The 13,589-nt window shown below is 52.9% G+C and carries 14 protein-coding genes and 3 pseudogenes; 6 read left to right on the top strand and 11 right to left on the bottom strand.

Annotated features, from left to right (window positions below; genetic code table 11):
* Nucleotides 1-165: 165 nt before the first annotated feature.
* Together P1M51_RS16085 and P1M51_RS16080 are read left to right on the top strand one after the other, a co-directional pair.
* Nucleotides 166-543, top strand: coding sequence for a MarR family transcriptional regulator (locus tag P1M51_RS16085; protein WP_276275090.1), 378 nt, complete (start codon nucleotides 166-168; stop codon nucleotides 541-543).
* Nucleotides 544-889, top strand: a pseudogene (locus P1M51_RS16080) (type II toxin-antitoxin system PemK/MazF family toxin).
* A gap of 189 nt (nucleotides 890-1,078) precedes the next feature.
* Here P1M51_RS16080 and P1M51_RS16075 read toward each other — a convergent pair.
* Entirely contained in the window at nucleotides 1,079-1,531 is a 453-nt protein-coding gene (locus P1M51_RS16075; RefSeq protein ID WP_276248617.1) for an ArsR family transcriptional regulator, read from the bottom strand.
* Nucleotides 1,532-1,684: 153 nt separating this feature from the next.
* Here P1M51_RS16075 and P1M51_RS16070 point away from each other — a divergent pair, with 153 nt between their 5' ends.
* Nucleotides 1,685-2,428, top strand: coding sequence for a hypothetical protein (locus P1M51_RS16070; protein ID WP_276275107.1), 744 nt, complete (start codon nucleotides 1,685-1,687; stop codon nucleotides 2,426-2,428).
* Between the two features lie 464 nt (nucleotides 2,429-2,892).
* Here the strand turns inward: P1M51_RS16070 and P1M51_RS16065 are convergent, their stop codons facing one another.
* The 6 genes and pseudogenes from P1M51_RS16065 to P1M51_RS20145 form a co-directional block, all read right to left on the bottom strand.
* Complete coding sequence (locus P1M51_RS16065; protein WP_276275088.1) at nucleotides 2,893-3,513, bottom strand: hypothetical protein; 621 nt, start codon at nucleotides 3,511-3,513, stop codon at nucleotides 2,893-2,895.
* Between the two features lie 246 nt (nucleotides 3,514-3,759).
* Nucleotides 3,760-4,047, bottom strand: a complete 288-nt coding sequence (locus tag P1M51_RS16060; protein WP_276248620.1) for a type II toxin-antitoxin system RelE/ParE family toxin — start codon at nucleotides 4,045-4,047, stop codon at nucleotides 3,760-3,762.
* Nucleotides 4,037-4,333, bottom strand: a complete 297-nt coding sequence (locus P1M51_RS16055) for a ribbon-helix-helix domain-containing protein (protein WP_276248621.1) — start codon at nucleotides 4,331-4,333, stop codon at nucleotides 4,037-4,039. The genes P1M51_RS16060 and P1M51_RS16055 overlap by 11 nt, the downstream gene beginning before the upstream one ends.
* Nucleotides 4,334-4,967: 634 nt before the next feature.
* A pseudogene (locus tag P1M51_RS16050) lies at nucleotides 4,968-5,398 on the bottom strand (hypothetical protein).
* The gene (locus P1M51_RS16045; RefSeq protein ID WP_276275086.1) at nucleotides 5,399-5,926 is read right to left on the bottom strand and encodes a sugar-specific transcriptional regulator TrmB; all 528 of its coding nucleotides are present in this window, start codon (nucleotides 5,924-5,926) and stop codon (nucleotides 5,399-5,401) included. It lies immediately after the preceding pseudogene.
* A 262-nt stretch (nucleotides 5,927-6,188) separates the two neighbouring features.
* Nucleotides 6,189-6,386 (bottom strand): annotated as a pseudogene (locus P1M51_RS20145) (ester cyclase); the annotation flags it as partial.
* Nucleotides 6,387-6,493: 107 nt separating this feature from the next.
* Between P1M51_RS20145 and P1M51_RS16040 the strand changes: the two are divergent.
* Nucleotides 6,494-6,892 carry a helix-turn-helix domain-containing protein gene (locus tag P1M51_RS16040; protein WP_276275085.1) on the top strand — a complete coding sequence of 133 codons (399 nt, stop codon included), beginning with the start codon at nucleotides 6,494-6,496 and terminating at the stop codon, nucleotides 6,890-6,892.
* A 1,679-nt stretch (nucleotides 6,893-8,571) separates the two neighbouring features.
* On the opposite strand, the gene P1M51_RS16030 is transcribed toward P1M51_RS16040, so the two are convergent.
* Both P1M51_RS16030 and P1M51_RS16025 read right to left on the bottom strand, forming a co-directional pair.
* Nucleotides 8,572-9,642, bottom strand: a complete 1,071-nt coding sequence (locus P1M51_RS16030) for an AAA family ATPase (protein ID WP_369685325.1) — start codon at nucleotides 9,640-9,642, stop codon at nucleotides 8,572-8,574.
* A gap of 928 nt (nucleotides 9,643-10,570) precedes the next feature.
* Complete coding sequence (locus P1M51_RS16025) at nucleotides 10,571-10,774, bottom strand: helix-turn-helix domain-containing protein (protein WP_276275106.1); 204 nt, start codon at nucleotides 10,772-10,774, stop codon at nucleotides 10,571-10,573.
* Between the two features lie 291 nt (nucleotides 10,775-11,065).
* On the opposite strand from P1M51_RS16025, the gene P1M51_RS16020 reads away from it, so the two are divergent.
* Nucleotides 11,066-11,635: a hypothetical protein gene (locus tag P1M51_RS16020; RefSeq protein ID WP_276275082.1), complete on the top strand. Its 570-nt coding sequence runs from the start codon at nucleotides 11,066-11,068 to the stop codon at nucleotides 11,633-11,635.
* A 263-nt stretch (nucleotides 11,636-11,898) separates the two neighbouring features.
* On the opposite strand, the gene P1M51_RS16015 is transcribed toward P1M51_RS16020, so the two are convergent.
* Nucleotides 11,899-12,348, bottom strand: a complete 450-nt coding sequence (locus tag P1M51_RS16015) for a GDP-mannose mannosyl hydrolase (RefSeq protein ID WP_276275213.1) — start codon at nucleotides 12,346-12,348, stop codon at nucleotides 11,899-11,901.
* Nucleotides 12,349-12,361: 13 nt separating this feature from the next.
* Nucleotides 12,362-13,288 carry a dTDP-glucose 4,6-dehydratase gene (gene rfbB / locus P1M51_RS16010; protein WP_276275080.1) on the bottom strand — a complete coding sequence of 309 codons (927 nt, stop codon included), beginning with the start codon at nucleotides 13,286-13,288 and terminating at the stop codon, nucleotides 12,362-12,364.
* Nucleotides 13,289-13,341: 53 nt separating this feature from the next.
* On the opposite strand from rfbB, the gene P1M51_RS16005 reads away from it, so the two are divergent.
* Nucleotides 13,342-13,584: a sugar nucleotide-binding protein gene (locus P1M51_RS16005; RefSeq protein ID WP_276275105.1), complete on the top strand. Its 243-nt coding sequence runs from the start codon at nucleotides 13,342-13,344 to the stop codon at nucleotides 13,582-13,584.
* Nucleotides 13,585-13,589: the final 5 nt, after the last annotated feature.

The following is a 13,589-nucleotide window of genomic DNA, read 5'->3' as shown; positions in this document are numbered from 1 at the left end:
TTATAGTGGGTATACGAAGGAGTGGTCTGCCAGTTGCCTACGCGGCAGTCTTCCCAGAACCGTACGTCTATATTTAATACCGAGTCAATTCACGCTTAAATCCTCGTAGCTGAACCCTCGTGGTACAGCAGTACACTAATTACATCAGCACACCAATTTCAGGTCATGCCCGTGAGCATCGACGACTTCGAATCCGGAGACCTTCCACAGGGGCCAACGGTCCCCGAGCAGGTGGTTTCATATCTGTACACACACCGCGACCAGGCATTCACCCGGTCTGAGATTGCCAGTGCTATCGGCGAGAACCCGAACACAGTCGGAACCGCCCTGTCGAGGCTGAAGGCACGTCGTCTCGTTCGCCACCGGGGAGAATACTGGGCGATTACACCCGACGAATCTCGACTCGTCGATGCATACGACCTCCACATCGCGAGCGAGCGACTGAACGAGAACGAGGGCGGCATCGACGCCGACGAGTGGGACTTGACGGCCCCAAAGACGCCACACCCAAGCGAACGAGGCGAACGCGAGGACAAATCCTAAATGCAACCGGAGCGCGGCGACGTCGTACGGAGTGCAGATCCGTTCAAACTCGGGAATGATAGACAACGTCCGTGGCTCGTCGTCAACAACGATACGCACCCGTTCGGCGGCGAACAGTACATCGCCAGTCGCCATCTCGACGAAAGCGTACGACGATTCGGTAGCCCTCTCAGAAGACGTCTGGGAAATCGGTGGTGTCCCTCGGGAATCGTACGTCTCTCCATGGGCGGTCCATTCGCCGCGAAGTGAGGACTTTGTCGCCTGGCAAGGACGCGTGACGGATGGCTTCGTCGAACAGGTCGTAACAAAACTGGAGACGTATCTTCACCTCAGTGAAGAACGTTGAGAGGGCGTGCGGCCAGTCACCAAACGTCAAGAGTTCTTTCCGATTGACATGGCGTACAACGCTGCCATGACCATAGCATCTCTCACCAGAGAGCAGTGGTCAACGTCGTTTTCTTTGCGCTCAAGCCACGGTGCGGTGACACGTTCCACGCTCGAACGTAGTTCGGGCAGGTCCGAGTAGTAGCTCGGACTAGGGTTCATCGAATGCGAGGGCATCAGCGACAGCTACAGGAAGCACTGGTCGCGGTGCCCCCTCATGACGCAGCACTCGCTCAGATTTTTTCGTCTCCTCATAGACCGCGCGTGCTATTGGGACACCCCGGAGGAAGTTGTGCTCGTACAGAATTTCGACGCCACGCTCGGTCGGCCCCCAGAACTTCGAGGGAAGATTCCGCGTCGACGCATTCGGTTCGTGAACGTAGACGTCGAGGATACCCGCCTCTCGAAGTCGTTTAAGCTGATCGAGAATCGCTGCCTCGTTCTTCGGAATCATGTAGTCAAGCTCGGCCAGCGACATGAGGTGAGCCGGGTGACCAAGGATTAACTGGATGATGAGGTGTCGAGTCTCCTGTGAGAGCAGCTCGCGCATTTGTCGCTGCTCTGCAAACGGGTCCTCGAATCCCTCCGGGGCCGTGTGGCTCATATCTCAATATAGCCTGCTCGCCTGCATAATGGTTTGGGTGAACTAAGTCAATAAAATCGGTATTTTACTGAGTCAATCAGAAACGCCTATGGCCCAGTCAATTGTGTCCACCAATATGAGTGGGCCGTCCGTTCCCCGAACGCAGGCAAAATCATGACAGCCGTACAGCGGGCACTCCGGGGCCTTGACGTCGGGGCTACCGAAGCGACGCAGATTCTGTCGTGGGCCAACAGTGAGACGCCAGCAATCTACGACCGCGACCAGACTGCCTATCTCGTCCTCGGAAGCTACCGAGATCCATATCTCCGACGTGTACGAGCGGTCAGCGATCGATTGAACCGTCGTTATGGAACGTACGCGTTTCTCATCGGGGATCTCACCGACATCGATATCCCACGCCTCCCCGAATTCCGCGTCAAATTTCACATCACCGCGACGCTCAGTGACTATGTCGCCGCCGTCTTCGAACAGGATGAAGGTGGCGAAGTCAACGAACTCGGCAAACTTGGAGAAACCGAGTACTTCGAGAAAGCGTACGCCTTCCCCCGCGCGTACCATTGGGAGATGGAAGAGAATCTCACAGAAGAGCGTGACGTGCTCGCTGCTGGAGCACAAATTATGGCTGCCACGAACGTCGACGAGGAGACGAAAGCTGCAGAACTCGAGGCACTTGTTGACCGGGCAGCACACACTGGTATCGACATTACAGTCGATGACGTGACGAGTACGCTCGAAGACAAACAAATCGACGTCCCCTCGTACAGCTGGGTCCACTTGAAGGACTTCCGCCTCTTCGAACTCCACGGGCGGTGTTATCCCTGGACAACTGTGGATGAGCTCCTCGATGCAACGGACGAGCTTCCAGGGTCGCCCAGACCAAGTTGGGAACAACAGTAAAAGATATTCGTACGAATACGATTACCCAAGAAGCAAACAACGAGCCAGTTCGCACTCAAATCCTCGTAGGTCAGCTACCCACGACTTCAGTCGTGGGATTCCTCGCTACCGCCGTTTGAACCACCGTGCGGTAGTTGAGGCTGGGTTTCTCAATGCATACATGTAGGCACAGCCTCAGTCTGAAACTGGTCGAATTCGATGGTTCGGCTAAAATCGTGCATCCTGACGGTCCTAATGCCCGTGTAGTCTCAACTTCCACAACCTCGGAAGATAGTTTTGTTGCGTGCCTTATTTTCATCATCTGACCCCACGGAACATCCGATTGATAAGTGTGTGGGCTTACCAGTATTGCTACTGTCAGCTATTAGACGAATAGAACGAACCGTGCTGCATACAGCGCGCGAGTCTGGCACAAGAGTTTAGTCGCTAACGAACAATTGAATCGTTCGAATCAGAACGCAGACTCACCGTTGAACACGTAACGAATCAACGAGTTCGCGTTTCCTGTCAAGCCTGTCGAAGAACAACGAATCGTAGTCCCTAATGTTCCACGCGTCCGCAGTTTCGGGGTCAATCCACTCCAGGTATTCGAAAAACGCCCTGAGTGCCTCGAAGAACTGGGGTTCTGCCCCCCAGTTCCAACACGGGAGCACGTCGTCCCTAGCCCGAAGTTGTTCGATTCGATACCACGGTTCGGCTCTGTCGTAGTATCGAGTTGCTTCTGCCGACCCCGTAAAGAGATGCGCATCACCGACCCACTCCTCGAACAGCCCGACAAGACACGCACGCGTCGAATTTGACCATTCATCTTGTAGCGCATCGTACGCGGCGTCTTGCAGAAGCCAGGCGTAGGATGTGAGTGTATTGCGAAGGGAGGTCGCTTGGGTAGTTTCGCCCGCTCGTTGAGCATAATAGATGGCGAATAAGAGGTCGGCGACGGCCTCGTCGCTGTCCATATGCGACCGGATGCCACACGACTGTAATCGGGCTTGCGCGGACATCGCTCGGTAGCGTGCTGCCTCCTCAAACCTCTCTTCCTTAGCGAACGCATCGGCCTGGCTTGCCATCGACGCCTCGAAGACCATTACGCTATACTCTCGCTCAAGAGACAATAAGATTCATCGGTAACGTCTGTCTTCCTTTGCTCAATGTGCCCGGAATCGGTGATGTAATCAGAACGAATCACACGCAAGGGCCAGCTGCTGAACTCACCCTCTATATTCAGCACGCCACCATATATCGTTTTCTTGATATCCCGCCGACAACGACGGGTAGTAGTCTGCCTGTATCTCTCACCCCTCGGCCCTTTTGTACGGAGACTGGTGGCTGGATCAGTCGTCTGCCGTGTAAGCTCCGCTCCGATGTTCAATCCGATGGACTTCAAGTACGAGCGCATCGTGATCGAGGACACACGCAAGTCGATACTGCCCCACACGAAGCTTCTCAAAAGGGCCACCGGTGAGCGGTTCGAGATAATCGCCGGGATCACGCCAGGGGTCGTCGACGATCTCGTCGAGTTTCGAAACGATGCGGTCCTGAACGTGGTGTTCGAGGTTGTCGAATTGTTTGGCAGCCCGTGGAGCGAACTTCCATGTCCACTCGTCGTCCTCACTCGCCATCCGAGTCGTTGTCCATCATCGCGATAACTTCCTCCCGGGACACGAGTCCCTCCTCACCGGTACGAAGTCCGTGCTCGCTGGCTGCAATCTGCTTCCAGCCCTCACGCGAGAACTCGGGGTGCTTGACAGCGTCTCGGGCCGCATAGCGGAGGAATTCGCTGCGCGAGTTGAAGCCCTGTTCTTCCCACGTTGCGTCGATGTCATCGAGGAATGCTTGTGTAAGCCGAAGGTTGATCTGAACGGTCTCCGGCCCGTCGTCCCCGGTCGAAGTTTTGGCACCAGACATGATATACGAGTGCTTTACGTACGCATATCAGATAAGCATTCTCCCGCTACAGGTGTGGCCCTATTCTCTGTCGTGACGCGGTACCCACGTCCAGAGCTTGGTAACCATCAACAACGACGGTCTCGAAGAGTCGTTATGTCTGAGTCTCGCCAAAAGCCCATCGAACGGGAACGGCGGCTGGCTGACGCGTATAGCGTCGGTATCGAGATTGCAGACATATACCGCCATGGAACGTCCCTCGTCACAACCATCGGTCAGGCATCAGCTTCGACCGAAGCCCTGGAGGACTCCTACCCAGCGTGGCATCCGGCCCCATATTCATTCAGAGGATGTTCCGAAGCTTCATCTACCGCGAGATCACTGCTGAGAGCTACCAACGTATAGGCCACCGTTCGACCCTTTTAGAAATACAAAGACGCTGCGTGAGGGCGTTTGTGAAACAATGACCGAGTATACGTGCGAACGCCGAAACGAATTTCACGTATAGTCGACATATAAGGGAGTATACTAAGAGCGTGCGTCCCAGGACTGTAGTGTTACATTCACGCTGTAGTTGCACACCTGCTGGTTCTCTACGTATCGAAGGACTATGATGTCCATCTCGTTGAGAGAGTTCGACTTATCACTACAGGTACTACGACCACAGCATCTCAATGTGGCGCTCAATTGCAGTGAGCACTGTCGAGTAGACCTCGAGTGGGTGCAGCGACGGAAGTTCGAGGTCGGTAATCTCAAGAGCATCTGGCGGTTCGTGGAAGTGCAATCGTCTGTTATGCGTGTTCGGATGGCGATCCCATCGACACTCCCAGCGGTCACCATCTTCGTGGTCCTCGACGTAGTGATAGGAGAAATCGCCAGTGGAAAACCATCGAATGTCGAGTCTGGCTGCTGCTATCGAGTCGGGATAGTGGCCAGCATCAAATCGCACGTGGAGAAGGCGCGGTTCGTATGAATCTGGGTCGAACGTCGTTTCAGCGACGAGGGGTCTGCCGAGAGGTGGCGTTCCAGGAGGCGCAACGTCTGGCGGTCAGGTGGACTAGCCGAATCGTCTGACGGAAAGCTCATTTAGGCGCGAATCAGGTGCCCGTCGTTCTGGGAGAGCTGGCGAGCGAGTTCGTACAGCCGGATGTTGCGAATCACGCCCTGCCACTCGCTGATTGCGGTCATCCGTTCGTGGATGGTGTCGTGGCTATCGTGGTCAAATACGTTGACGGTTGTGGGGTCTGTCGTCTCGAACTGGGCTTCGTACTCCGCACGCTTCGTTTCGAGTGCTTCTACGCGAGCGATGATCGCTTCGATAGTGAGGTCGGCTGCGATTCGACTGGCCTCTTGCCATTCGAGGTAGCCGTCGTTTCGCTCGTAGGTTGCCGGGCGGCTCTCTGTGTTAGCGCGGGCGATGCCCATCTCTGCTAAGCGTTCGAGGTGCTTTTTTGCGGCGTTCGGCGAGCAGTCTGCGAGTTCAGCGATGTCGGTGTACTTCGTCGGGGATGTAATCCCGAGGAGCACGTCGTAGACACGGCCAAACGTGTCCGTTCCAGTCTGCCATCGACGCTCGGTATCGTCGACATTGGGAGCCGGGTCGAACTCGGTCATAGCTACTCGTAGGTAGCTATTTGCAATATATATTCATGTTTTTTAAATATATGCGAGAGGTTGCGATAGCAAGATTATGGGTCACTGTCATGGCATCCAGTCATTACCCTTGATTCAACCGACGTCTATTGCCCGCTCTATACGGGATTTATTCACGTTACAAAGAAAATGGAAAGAACAATTCGTCTCACCTGGGCGTGTTCGAATGAGACGCCCTCAAAGAGTCAAGACCGCCAAGACTCGAACTCGATTGCAACAACCTCTACAGAAATCGAGACAAAGTATCTGGAGGCTTATCCTCGATGTACTTCACGATTACGCCATCCATCATTCGAACCATTTCAAGTGCCTCCACTATGAACGAATTCCCTGTTGGTTCAATATAATCGAATTCGCCGGTGTGGACTCCGCGAGCTGTGAAACGAATCGACACCAAGTCACCTTCCACGATACACTCCTCTAGTGGAAACCTTTGTCACTCCACCTCTAGTTTTGATAGCGGTCTTGTTGAGGGTGTGATATCTGTCCGATACTACTTTATGCTACTATGAGCTACATTCGATTACAATGCCGGTTCATCTCGAATCACACGTTCCGGAACTCAATCTCAAACCCGGAACCACCAAATCCGACATCGTACAATTCCTGTACGAGAACCCGGAATGGGGATACACTCCAAAGGACGTTACAGACGAACTCGATATCCCTCGAGGCACCGCAACCACCACGCTCAAACGCCTCTATGACACCGACTACGTCGGTAAAACCAGTGACGGGTACTACCACGCTCTCAGCGACCGAACAGACATCCAGCGATATCTCTCAAACCTCGACCAGCTCTACCGCATGTTCGGACACCACCGATCCGACACCACTCCTGAGGAACCTACGCGTAAAATCGGGGAGGGGAGAACCGACGAAGATCTTGATGCAGAACTCGCGGAACTCGAAACTAACTTAGAGTGAATGAGTGAAGTACCTCGGGGACAAGTGGTTCGAGAGACCGCAGGTCTCTCGTTATCACGAAGAGCACGCTCTCTCGTAGACCCCGAGGCACTCTGCCTCGATTTCTGTAGACTTCCGTATCTTTGGTGCATTTGAGCCGGATGACGAGGCGTACGATTACCACACCAATGATGGGGGTCTGTACGACCTTCCGGTTTCGAGTGTATTGAATCGGTATCAGTTCAAGGCGACGCTCAGCTGATTCGGTTAGATTGAACCAGATTTATTGAGGAGTTTCGTTCCCTGTCTCGGTTGGAAGAATGAGTCAATAACTATCCCAGTATAGACCATCACAGTGTTGACCACTACAGTTAGTACGCATTAGGAACGTAGAACTCGTTGATGGGACACACCAGTCAACCGGGCGAAACCGATGGGTTCGATACGTGGACCGCACTCAAACTCATAACTCAAGACACACGTGCCAGTCTCCTCTCGGATATCGTCGGCCACCCAAAGGGATTGCCAAGTGTCCCCGAACTTGAGTACACGAACCCGAGCATCGGATGAAGCGCAATCGAGGGACATTTCCGAAAGCTCACTGAGGCGGGAGTCGTCAAGGCCGTTGAGTTCCCCAAAGGTAAACGGCGTCGAGACCTTCCCTACAAGTTCTATCGTATCACCTCGGAAGCGCGGGAGTTGTTCGACCGTAACAACCTCTTCAACGAAGACGTGTGGCGCGAAACCTACGCCAAGGTGAAGAAAACACCCGAGATACGGGAGATTGAGTCAATGCCACGCCCGGTGGAAAACGCTTAGAGTGCGTAGTCGAGGAGTCTCATTCTTTCCGCTCGTGTGTTTTGCGACGAGTATCGTCAGTCAGAGTGGACAACACCTCCGAGTTGCTTGAACGAGATAGTGGGGGGTAGGTTTCGTCTGTTCACGGCAGATACACGCCTTCTATCTACAGTATCTCATGGGAAATAGCATTCAGAAGGGGTACATTTCGCTTGTTCATGAAGAAGGCAACACATCTAATTCTGGAGAGAGGAGAGTACATTTCGTTTGTTCTCAGGAGATACAGCCTATCGCTGTACAGAATCTTAGGGGGAGTTGCTTATCGAAGGGGGTAGGTTTCGTCTGTTCACGATGGATAGACGCCGTCTCACTGTAGAATTTCAGGGAATTTGATTGTCGGGGATGGAAACTTTCGTCTGTTCCAGAGGAGAGGAACCCACCCATCAAATTCTGGAGAGGGGAGAGTACATTTCGTCTGTTCTCAAGAGATAAGACTCGTCTCTGTACAGAATTTCGTGGTGGTTACTCATCGGAGGGGGGGGTAGATTTCGTCTGTTCACGGTGGATAAGTGCCCTCTCGCTGTAGAATTTCATAAGGAAGTGGAATTCGCAGGGGGTAGCTTTCGTCTGTTCTGAAGAAAGTCATCCATCAAACCCTGGTGGGAGGGAGAGTACATTTCGTTTGTTCACAGGAGATACAACCGATCACCCAACAGAATTTCATGGGAATTGCTGGTCCGAGAGGGTAGATTTCGTCAATTCTTGGTGAAGACAACTCTACATCGAATACTGGCATGGAGGAGGGTAGCTTTCGTCTGTTCGCGGAGGATACAAGCCTTGAACGGGTAGTATTTCGCGTGAATGGGTTGCCGGAGAGGATAGCTTTCGTCTGTTCAGGGCGCTCATTCGAGCGAACGCTTTTGTTCAAGTTCCTGGCGAACTTCGAAGACAGTCTCGGCATCGAAATCGAGGTCGTATTGGTAGAATCGACCTCCTGATTGTCCACTATTTCTGTCGTTCATCGTAAGGAACCCGAGCATCGACAGTTCAGAGAGGTGGTTCTGAACGCTCTTGAGAGATTGGAGAGGACTATCTCCCCAATGATTCGCAACGTCTTCGTAAGTCGATTGAATGGTCTTTGACCGCGCAGGAAGATCCTCGATGACGTCGAGACGGGCAACTGCTTCGAGCACGTACTGCGTGTGGATAGTTTGGTCTTGGATTTTGTTTTTGAGGTGGCCGCGTTCGACCTCTTTTGAGGCGGTTTCGATGTGCGTGTCTCTGACGACGTCGTCCTCTGCACGTTCGGCAAGGACACCTCCAGTGAGCAGGAGATCGAGGGCTTGTCGGGCGTTACCCGAGTCCCGCGCTGCGAGTCCCGCACTCAGCGAAAGGGCTGATTCATCACACGCTCCATCGGCAAACGCGAGTTTTGCGCGGTGTTCCAGGATGGTTCGTAGCTGGTTTGCATCGTATGGGGTGAACGAAATCTCCTCTTCACGGAGTGAACTTTTGACCTTTGCAGAGAGGCGATTCCTGAACGTGTAGTCATTGCTGATGCCGATTATTCCGACACGGGCGTTGGTGATGTGGTCATTCGCCCGGGCACGTGGGAGTTCATACAGAAGGTTATCCAAGTCTTTCAGGTGGTCGATTTCATCGAGGACAAGCAGGAACGACCCACCGTGGTCGTCGAGGTGTTCGTAGAATGCGTCGAGCGCATCGCGCGTCGAAAGGCCCCGTTTTGGGAAGGGTTTCTCCGCAGATGATTTGAGCTGGTTGATGTGACGACGGAGAATGCTGTACGTACTTTCGTTGGTACAATTTCCGAATAGAACGGTGAGGTCATCGGCACTTTCTCGCGACTCTGCTTCCTCTTCGAGTGCGTCAAGGATGTAGCGCGTCACAACCGTCTTTCCAACCCCTGTTTTCCCGTAGACGAATATGTTCGGTGGTGACCTGCCAAACAGCACGTCAGAGAGTGCATCTCGATAGGCGGCAATCTCCTGGTCCCGTTCAAGGATCTGATCGGCTGGTAGTCCTCCTTCAGAACTTCCTTGCGAGAAAAAAGTGTGTGAGTCACCTCGTTGAACGGGTTCGACGCGTCGGATGGCATATGATATTCATACGCACTCACCACCCATTGATAAAATCACAGGTTTTCTGTTTCGTTAAAGTAGAGTGTTTCGTCTGTTTCGTTTGTTATACCTCTAATTGTAATCTGGCTCTATAGGTCGTCTATCTGCTGAAATTGCGTGGGAACAAACGAAATGTACTCTCCCTCATTCCTGCTTTTGGTGGGGAGCCGGTTCCTTCAGGAACAGACGAAACCTACCCCCTCTGAGTACTACTCCTCCGGAAATTCTACAGCGAGAGGGCGTGTCTCCGCCGTGAACAGACGAAATCTACCCCCTCACCCCAACCCAAACTGCTCTCGGTTTGCCGTTGGTGGACTGGTAAGATCCTCACTTGGTAGAATTCTACACAGAGACGACGCCTACTTCCTGTGAACAGACGAAACCTACCCTCCCTCTGCGAATGCAAGGTCAGTCTACCCGTCGACCTTCGAGATGTCCGTGCGATATAGGAGAGTTACATTCCAACGCACAGCAGCGAGGATACGATTTTAATTTCTTACCAAACAATGCTTCTCACAACGCTTCCAAATGTTTGGTAAGAAATTCTCGCTTAAACGCAACCCGCGAATCCTGGCAAGAAAACTCGAGAGAGCACCAGTCATTGGTCTCTCGTCAGCTCAATTCCTGTTGCCTACGACACGACGTGAAGTGTGAAAATGAGAGTGCATTTCGTATGTCTTTTTCCAAGATCGTGGCTCTAAATTGGCGTAGAAAGAGAGTTCATTTCGCATGTCCTCAGCCAGTTGGTCCGACGTTCCGAGCGTTAGGATGAACGAGGGTCTTCTGAGAGTTCGTAGAGGCCACCACCGAGTTGACGAACGTACCCGTGTTCGACGAGTCTGAGGAGGCGGTTCTGGATGTTCCCTCGAGAGTAGGACGTTTCCTGGGCGATGTACGAGGGCGTACATCGACCCTCAGTGAGATCAAGAACTGCGTTGTCGGTTGGATTGAGAGAGATAGCCGGCATTGAACGTGAATTCAGGGGATGTGAATATAATGATTGGGCAAGTCCAATCGTTATTGTTTTTAGAATGTGCTAATCACAATAATTATACCACCCCCAGTTGTGTCTCTGGACGAAGCGCGGTATCGCACAAAATGGCCAGGTGCTGGAACACCTGACCGCGCTTCCCGTGTGAGAAGCAATGAAAGATACGACAATACATCGTGAAAACGATTCCGGACAGATCGCTGAGTTTCTGCGAGCAATCGGGCCAATCGACCGATTTGTATGGCGAGTGCATAGTGGTGATTTTTCGTGAGCGATGAGGAGGTAATCGCCCGACTCAATGAGCTGGAGATAGCAGTTGAAGAGATTGAGGAGACGCTTGCAACCGTAACTGGACAGTGCATCCCTTTGCTCACAGCGACGGTGCGCCACGCAATTGCAGCGGATATTGAGTCGATGGAAGACCTACCCAATGAGGGTCGAGAGTTCAGTGAGCGATTGCATGAGATAGAGACACATCTCGCAGAGGTCGATGAGCGCCTCACACAGTTTGGTGATATTTCACCAGAAGCATCCACGAAAGAGCAGAAATTCGTAGTCATCCTCGAGTACGCAGCAAACAAGCAACGTGGGGACCAGTCTCGGGTGTCTGTCTCCGCAACGGAAATCAAAGGCTGTGTGGGAGTCTCGCGACGGTACGCCTACGACCTGTTAGAGGCGATGGCCAAATCGGTCGACGGATGTCAGTTGCGGGAAGCTCAGTCGGTCCAGACAAGCACAGGAGTGAAGCAAAAGCGCAAGGCGCTACTCGTAGACTGTGAGGAAGTTCATAGCAATCACGGGGATGTGAACCAGTTCACCACAGGAGGTGGGGGATAGGATTCAGTCAGAGAGTGATATAGAGACCAGAGCGGGTTTTGAAGGACATCTTGGCGATTCCCCTTGGAAGAACCGCGGAAGTGAAAGGGGCGGTGAGCGTTGCGTGTGGGTGGTCCCTTCCGAAGAGTCCTCGTTAGTACATAGGCTCTGGCTGGGCACAGACACTGGTTGGTGTGGTGAACGAGTTCACAAAAGCAGTTGGCCAGTGGCGGCAGCTATCTCAAAAAGAATAATCAGCGGTAACTACGACGAGAAGAAACCCTTCAATCCAATTTTGAGAGGTAGCGTTCGACATACGGATGCAGGTTTTCGTATGGGGGTTCGAAAACCCTCAACTGACTATGCTGTTCATCGGGACTGAGTTCGTCTACATTGAGGGTAACCACGAATGCCGTAGCCAGGTAGTGCTTTGAATCGACTCCTGCAATTTCAGAGGTGTTATAGAAGTGTTCGAATGTCCCCAATCGTTCTTCAATCGTTACGTTAATGCACAGTTCATCACGTGCAACCCGGTGGGCTGCGTCAGTGAGAGTCTCGTTCTTCATCACAGTGCCCCCAGGTACGAACCATTCACCACGGACAGGTTCGTTCTCCCGGAGCCCAAGTACAACTCCGCCCTCGTGTCGTATCACCAAATCGACCGAAACCAGTGGCACATTACGAACGATTGCTTCCCACTCGTCGTCAGGGATTGGTTTGCCGTCCTCTGCGATTCATTAGACATTTTCAGGTAGAAAGATAATAGTCAACGCAGGCTTCGAGACCTTCGTCAAAGCTCCATGTTGGCTCCCAGCTAAGTTCTTTAATCTTGGTTGCATCGATGGCGTATCGCTGATCGTGGCCAGCTCGGTCTTCGACGAACTCGATCTGTTCGGAGGAACCACCAACAGCTTCCAGAATCTTTTCAGTGGTCTCTATGTTCGAGAGTTCTTCACCACTCCCGATATTGTACACTTCGCCGAGCTCTCCCTCACGGAGCACCGTGTCAAGTGCCGTGCAGTTGTCTTCGACGTAGATCCACTCACGAACGTTCGACCCATCGCCGTACACTGGGAGCGTCTCGCCTTTCACAGCCCGTTGAATGAATTTTGGAATGAGCTTCTCGGGGTGCTGGCGCGGACCGAAGTTGTTGCACGTGCGCGTGATGAGCGTGGGAAGGCCGTGGGTCTCCCCGTAGCTCTGAACGAGTAGGTCTGCGCCGGCTTTCGTTGCTGAATACGGGTTTCTGGGATTGAGTGGGTCGTCTTCGGTAAACAGACCCTCGTGAATCTCGCCATAGACCTCGTCAGTTGATATCTGAAGGAATCGGTCGATGTCAGCTTCAAGGGCGGCATCGAGTAGCGTCTGCGTTCCCTGGACGTTCGTCGACACGAACGGTTCTGCACCGTTGATAGAACGGTCGACGTGAGACTCAGCGGCGAAGTTAACAACCACATCTACCTTGGTCATGAGTTCGTCTACGAGCTCACGGTCGCGAATATCGCCTTCGACGAATCGGTGATTCGGACTGTCGAGTACACCGTCGAGATTATCACGTGAACCGGCATATGTGAGTGCATCAAGTGTAATCACAGAGTCATCGCGTTCCTCGAGAAGAAATCGAACGAAATTGGAACCGATGAAGCCCGCACCACCGGTAACGAGTATCTCCATACACGAATGTCTAAGTCGGCATATATTTACATTTTCATCGACAGGACCGTTGCATGTATACGCTCGTTACCGGGGCAAACGGATTACTCGGGAGCGTGGTCATCAAGACGCTCCGTGATCGAGGCGACATGGTAGTCGGTGGATACCATTCAGAACCTCCAGAATTCGAGATTCCGCTCCACGAAATGGACATCACAGACACGGAGCATGTGGCAACAATCGTCGACGATTACGACGTCGAGACTGTGATTAATTGCGCTGCCTACACCGATGTCGATGGCTGTGAGAGAGGCTGAACAAG

This window comes from Haladaptatus sp. QDMS2 (genome assembly GCF_029338295.1).
Classification (GTDB): domain Archaea; phylum Halobacteriota; class Halobacteria; order Halobacteriales; family Halococcaceae; genus QDMS2.
The sequence above is the reverse complement of the archived record's forward strand: the minus strand, read 5'-3'. Positions and strand labels throughout refer to the sequence as shown.

Bases quoted from the DNA above. Each gene is read 5' to 3' on its own strand.
- P1M51_RS16085 (WP_276275090.1), top strand. From the start codon at position 166: ATGCCCGTGAGCATCGACGACTTCGAATCCGGAGACCTTCCACAGGGG.
- P1M51_RS16075 (WP_276248617.1), bottom strand. From the start codon at position 1,531: ATGAGCCACACGGCCCCGGAGGGATTCGAGGACCCGTTTGCAGAGCAG.
- P1M51_RS16070 (WP_276275107.1), top strand. From the start codon at position 1,685: ATGACAGCCGTACAGCGGGCACTCCGGGGCCTTGACGTCGGGGCTACC.
- P1M51_RS16065 (WP_276275088.1), bottom strand. From the start codon at position 3,513: ATGGTCTTCGAGGCGTCGATGGCAAGCCAGGCCGATGCGTTCGCTAAG.
- P1M51_RS16060 (WP_276248620.1), bottom strand. From the start codon at position 4,047: ATGGCGAGTGAGGACGACGAGTGGACATGGAAGTTCGCTCCACGGGCT.
- P1M51_RS16055 (WP_276248621.1), bottom strand. From the start codon at position 4,333: ATGTCTGGTGCCAAAACTTCGACCGGGGACGACGGGCCGGAGACCGTT.
- P1M51_RS16045 (WP_276275086.1), bottom strand. From the start codon at position 5,926: ATGACCGAGTTCGACCCGGCTCCCAATGTCGACGATACCGAGCGTCGA.
- P1M51_RS16040 (WP_276275085.1), top strand. From the start codon at position 6,494: ATGCCGGTTCATCTCGAATCACACGTTCCGGAACTCAATCTCAAACCC.
- P1M51_RS16025 (WP_276275106.1), bottom strand. From the start codon at position 10,774: ATGCCGGCTATCTCTCTCAATCCAACCGACAACGCAGTTCTTGATCTC.
- rfbB (WP_276275080.1), bottom strand. From the start codon at position 13,288: ATGGAGATACTCGTTACCGGTGGTGCGGGCTTCATCGGTTCCAATTTC.
- P1M51_RS16005 (WP_276275105.1), top strand. From the start codon at position 13,342: ATGTATACGCTCGTTACCGGGGCAAACGGATTACTCGGGAGCGTGGTC.